The 3417-nt window shown below is 38.4% G+C and carries 6 protein-coding genes; 2 read left to right on the forward strand and 4 right to left on the reverse strand.

What is annotated here, in order from left to right; all coding sequences use genetic code 11:
- Positions 1-74: 74 nt before the first annotated feature.
- From ACFIL3_RS09255 to ACFIL3_RS09270, 4 genes are all read right to left on the reverse strand, one after another.
- A complete protein-coding gene (locus ACFIL3_RS09255; RefSeq protein WP_375612643.1) occupies positions 75-764 on the reverse strand; it encodes a hypothetical protein in 690 nt (229 codons plus the stop codon).
- A gap of 5 nt (positions 765-769) precedes the next feature.
- A complete protein-coding gene (locus ACFIL3_RS09260) occupies positions 770-1234 on the reverse strand; it encodes a hypothetical protein (RefSeq protein WP_375682134.1) in 465 nt (154 codons plus the stop codon).
- Positions 1235-1347: 113 nt separating this feature from the next.
- Positions 1348-1728 (reverse strand): hypothetical protein, encoded by a 381-nt coding sequence (locus tag ACFIL3_RS09265; RefSeq protein ID WP_375610977.1) that lies wholly within the window; start codon positions 1726-1728, stop codon positions 1348-1350.
- A 263-nt stretch (positions 1729-1991) separates the two neighbouring features.
- The gene (locus ACFIL3_RS09270) at positions 1992-2321 is read right to left on the reverse strand and encodes a helix-turn-helix transcriptional regulator (protein ID WP_208439714.1); all 330 of its coding nucleotides are present in this window, start codon (positions 2319-2321) and stop codon (positions 1992-1994) included.
- Between the two features lie 120 nt (positions 2322-2441).
- Between ACFIL3_RS09270 and ACFIL3_RS09275 the strand changes: the two genes are divergently transcribed.
- Both ACFIL3_RS09275 and ACFIL3_RS09280 read left to right on the forward strand, forming a co-directional pair.
- On the forward strand, positions 2442-2720 hold the full coding sequence (locus ACFIL3_RS09275; protein ID WP_375682135.1) for a hypothetical protein: 279 nt from the start codon (positions 2442-2444) through the stop codon (positions 2718-2720).
- Positions 2721-2730: 10 nt separating this feature from the next.
- Positions 2731-3417: hypothetical protein (locus ACFIL3_RS09280; RefSeq protein WP_375682136.1), on the forward strand; the 687-nt coding region annotated here is incomplete at its 3' end.

Consider the following 3417-nt stretch of genomic DNA (forward strand, 5'->3'; position numbering starts at 1 on the left):
TTTTAATGCACGTATGCGGTAAAGCGTAAGGTATCCATCAAACTGAATTGTTTCATCAGTAAGTTCGTATTTTTTCATCTGGTCTTTTCTCCAGTTGAGATGGCGTTATAGTCATCAACGTGTGCGCTACGGTAAACTTCTGCCTTATCGGAAACGCATGCATAACCGTAAACCTCTGCCTTACCATAAACACGTGCTTCATCGAAAACGCGTGCACAATCGTAAACTTCTGCCTTATCGGAAACGCATGCATAACCGTAAACCTCTGCCTTACCGTAAACACGTGCTTCATCGAAAACGCGTGCACAATCGTAAACCTCTGCCTTACCGTAAACGTGTGCCTTACCGTAAACGTGTGTCTCACCGTAAATTTCTGCACGACCGTAAACGCATGCCCCGTAGTAAACGCGTGCGCTCTCGTAAACATGTGCATCATCAAAAATCCTAGCACCATCAAAAACCAGCGCATCATCATAAACTTTGGCATTACCGTAAACTTCTACATAATCGATAACGCGTGCATTGTTATAAACACGTGCATTGCCAAAAACTTGTGCCTCATCGGAAACTAGTGCATTGTCATAAATACATGCATTATCCGCAACCCAACAATAGTCCTCATGCGATAGGTTCTCTTCAGTCTCAATATAGCCGCCAAGATCACCTTTCTTGACGTCCCCCAAATCTCTCAGTGCACGAATGCGGTGAAGGATTTTGCCATCAACTTCGATTGTTTCATCAGTAAATTCGTATTTTTTTTCCATGATTACTATTTCTCACGTTCTACGATTACGGTGGAGCCACTAATTTTACAATTTCCAGCAATGTCTACACGACAGCGAATATATGCTTGATTGTAAATTTTAGCATTTCCGTAAACGTGTACACTTTCCCCTATAACAGAATTCCCATAAATCCGCGCATAGTCAAAAACCTTGGCATTATCTCCAACATCAGCACCACCAACTTCGGCATAATCATAAACTTGTGCATTGTCATAAACGCGTGCATTCCCATAAACCCGCGCATCATCATAAACTTTGGCATCACCGTAAACGTGTGCATTGCCAAAAATCCAACAGTCTCTCTTATGGCTTAAGTTGCTCTCTTTTTCTATAAAACCGCCTAGGTCACCTTTTTTGACATATCCAAAGTCTCTCAGTGCACGAATGCGGCGGAGCGTTCTGCGCCCAAACTCAATTGTTTCATCAGTAAGTTCGTATTTTTTTTCCATGGTTTTACTCCTTTAAGTTAGATTCTGCCTTTGTCGTTCTTGCAAAAGAACGGCATTGCATTGTGTGGTGAATTTTTTGAAAAGGTGGCGTCTTTTAAAAACGCCTTTAGCTTTTAAAGCACATCACAAGGACGCAAACGGTGTTGTTTTTCGTAAGAACCATACATTGCATCATCATATTCGCGCTGTTTTATATCATCTAAAAAAAAACCGTATGCTGTGCTGTGTAGAATAAAGTCATGCGGTATTTTGCCATCAAAACACTTTTGTTCACGTAGTTTGAGATAAAACTCAGCAATATCTTCAGAGATATCTTCGCAACGATTAGTCGTTGGTTCTACGCGCAAAATTTGGACAGCATTATCGGTTTGGTCGATAAAATTGATAATGTCCTTTTCTTCTAATAAAGGACCAGATTTAGCGAGATTTTGTTCTTCATTTTCGCACATCACTAAGAGAATTTCATCAGAATTTATAAACACTGGTTTATTCACAAATGCCTCCATATCAAAATATTTAAATACATTTTGAAAAAAAACGCCTTGACATAGGTTTTTTTTTTCGGGGTATGGTGCAGTGATAATTGTATTTTATGCACAAGTCAATTAAAATTTTGCATAAAACGCAAAAATAAATCTTAAAATATATAATTAAATTATGCGCTATCCACAATTTGGGAGATGTTTATGAGCGATATAGATAAAAAAATAGAATCTGTTTTTTCATTATTCAATGAAAAAGAGCAGTTAATTATTACTTATTTTGTTTTTAATTTTTTTAATAATTCAAGAAAATCAAGCACCGCTTCTTTGTCAACTGGATCAAGTGATGCACATATTTTCATAAAATCTAAGTCTACTTCTTTGTAAAAACTGGGGGGAGGTTCGTTAAAAAATTCAGAAATCTTTACTAGTTCATCTATGGTTATATCTCGCGTTTTACCATTTTGATAGGTATTAAGCATGCGATTCACTGCTGATGGGTGTAATTCTAAATGTGATGCTAATAATGTTTGTGCGCCGTGTCCTCGTTCGTTAAGACGCTCTTTAATCCATAGCTTAAGTTTGGACTGAATATCTTGTTCCATGGTTCGTATAATCCTTGAAAATATATTTTTATGCAAATGTGTAAAAATGATAAAAAAGCATAATTTCGTTGACTTGTGCATAAAACGCAATTATTTATTGTGCTGTTATGGAGATTACATATGCCTTCGAGATTAATTATAAAATATTTAGGTGGTTTCAAAACTGTAGCAACCATAGTGCAAAGAGATGTGTCATCTGTTTATAGATGGCGTGACATGCCAGCAAAACACCAGCAAAAAATTTTAGATTACGCACGTGATCATGGGATAGATTTGCGTCCAGAAGATTTTTTTTATCCCGAGCGCTTGCAGAGATTAATGCAAGAGCAACACCCCCCAATGTCGAAAATTAGCAAGAGCAGCGGTGTTGATCACACCGGAGAAACTTTACAGCATTAAGGAGACAAAGATGGCTGTAGAAAAGAAATATGAATTCACGGATGAGACACGTGTTTTTGGTAATCACACACTTCATCGTATTAAAGCCTTAAGAGATTTTGGAGATGTGAAGGCTGGAGAGATTGGGGGGTATATCGAAAAAGAGAGCAACTTAAGTCATCATGGTGAATGTTGGGTTGCTCAGAAGGCTTGTGTTTTTGATAATGCCAAGGTTTATGAAAATGCATGGGTTTTTAATGGAGCCAATGTTTATGAAAACGCCCGTGTTTATGGCAATGCCCGTGTTGGTATAGATGCTTTTATTTATGGAGATAGTTATGTTTATGGCAATGCCCATATTTATGGCAGAGCTAGAGTTTATGAAAATGCTCGTGTTAGTGGGCATGCGCATGTTAGTGACCATGCCCGTGTTTATGGCAATGCCAAGGTTTGTGGCTATGTCTGTGTTAGTAATGATGCTTCGGTTTATGGCAATGCGCATGTGTATGGGAATGCTAAGGTTTGTGAAAATGCTCGTGTTTACGGAAATGCCAAGGTTTGTGGATATACCAAGGTTTGTGGCTATGGAGAGGTTAGCGATAACGACGAAGTTTACATGCGTAAACACGTTTCATATAGCACAAACGAAGCGCATAAGAATGATGATGGTAAGCCTCGTATAGAGCTTATACCGCCGTTGGCACTGCTTGAAATCGGC

Source organism: Bartonella sp. CE47NXGY, from assembly GCF_042195415.1.
Lineage (GTDB): Bacteria > Pseudomonadota > Alphaproteobacteria > Rhizobiales > Rhizobiaceae > Bartonella.

Coding starts and splice junctions, on each gene's coding strand:
- ACFIL3_RS09255 (WP_375612643.1), bottom strand. CDS start 764: ATGGAAAAAAAATACGAATTTACTGATGAAACAATCGAAGTTGATGGC.
- ACFIL3_RS09260 (WP_375682134.1), bottom strand. CDS start 1,234: ATGGAAAAAAAATACGAACTTACTGATGAAACAATTGAGTTTGGGCGC.
- ACFIL3_RS09270 (WP_208439714.1), bottom strand. CDS start 2,321: ATGGAACAAGATATTCAGTCCAAACTTAAGCTATGGATTAAAGAGCGT.
- ACFIL3_RS09275 (WP_375682135.1), top strand. CDS start 2,442: ATGCCTTCGAGATTAATTATAAAATATTTAGGTGGTTTCAAAACTGTA.